The sequence below is a fragment of the Ruegeria sp. AM4 genome, assembly GCF_056540665.1.
The window spans coordinates 1-818 of record NZ_JBQFXD010000039.1 but is presented as its reverse complement, the minus strand read 5'-3'; the positions used below and the strand labels follow the sequence as shown (position 1 = coordinate 818).

Genomic DNA, 818 nt, shown 5'->3' with positions numbered 1-818 from the left:
GGTGCTGTCAGACGAATTCGAACCAGTCTCAGTGTGCCGCGGGAACCGCGAACCTATCCGGAACAAAGTTGACGCCACTCGGCGAGAGCGGCGGTGCGTGTCAGCTTGAAGGTATCTCTGCTGCTTAGCGATCTTTGCTGGTTGAAGTGGTTGTAGACGGAAGAGTGGACGGAGGCGAATTTCTGTAAACTTCGCATGCGCCTGAAACGTTGCATCGCGCGTTCGCGTCGTCGAAACGGCAGGTGCGAATTCTCGACGCGGTTGTTGAGCCACCTGCCCGTCTGTTGTTTTTCGAGCGCGCCCATTTCTCTGAGCGCAGCCTTGTAGGAAGCGAAGCGATCTGTGACGATCTCTTCGGCGCAACCGTGCCGCTTTATCAATTTCTTGAGGAATTTCAGTGCTGCAGCTTTGTTTCGGCGTTTGGTGACAACGGCTTCCAGCACCTCACCTTCGTGATCAACAGCCCGCCAAAGATAATGCCGCTTACCATTCACCTTCACAAAAACCTCGTCAACGTGCCACTTCCATTTGGAGAAGGCGCGCAGTTGCTGAACACGCTTCCGTCGGATCTCAGCTGCAAACATTGGACCAAACCTGTTCCACCAATATCGGACGGTTTCGTGACTCACGTCGATGCCTCGCTCGTGCAACAGATCTTCGACGTTCCGAAGCGAGAGCGGGAAACGGATGTACAGCATCACTGCAAGGCGGATGATCTCTGGGCTGGTTTTGAAGTACTTGAAAGAGGCCGGATTGGTCATGGGCAAAAGCTACGCAACAACCCTAACTCGCTCAACCAAAGTTCTTCTGACAAGACC

At 53.9% G+C, this 818-nt stretch carries 2 protein-coding genes; one reads left to right on the top strand and one right to left on the bottom strand.

Translation table 11 applies throughout. From position 1 onward, the window contains the following. Positions 1 to 53: 53 nt before the first annotated feature. Positions 54 to 698: an IS6 family transposase gene (locus ACR0JA_RS23650; protein ID WP_480580418.1), complete on the bottom strand. Its 645-nt coding sequence runs from the start codon at positions 696 to 698 to the stop codon at positions 54 to 56. Between ACR0JA_RS23650 and ACR0JA_RS23645 the strand changes: the two genes are divergently transcribed. Beyond that, positions 621 to 818 (top strand): hypothetical protein (locus tag ACR0JA_RS23645; RefSeq protein WP_480580421.1); only part of this gene is annotated, 198 nt, incomplete at its 3' end. The two genes, ACR0JA_RS23650 and ACR0JA_RS23645, sit on opposite strands and share 78 nt — an antisense overlap.

Coding starts and splice junctions, on each gene's coding strand:
- ACR0JA_RS23650 (WP_480580418.1), bottom strand. CDS start 698: ATGCTGTACATCCGTTTCCCGCTCTCGCTTCGGAACGTCGAAGATCTG.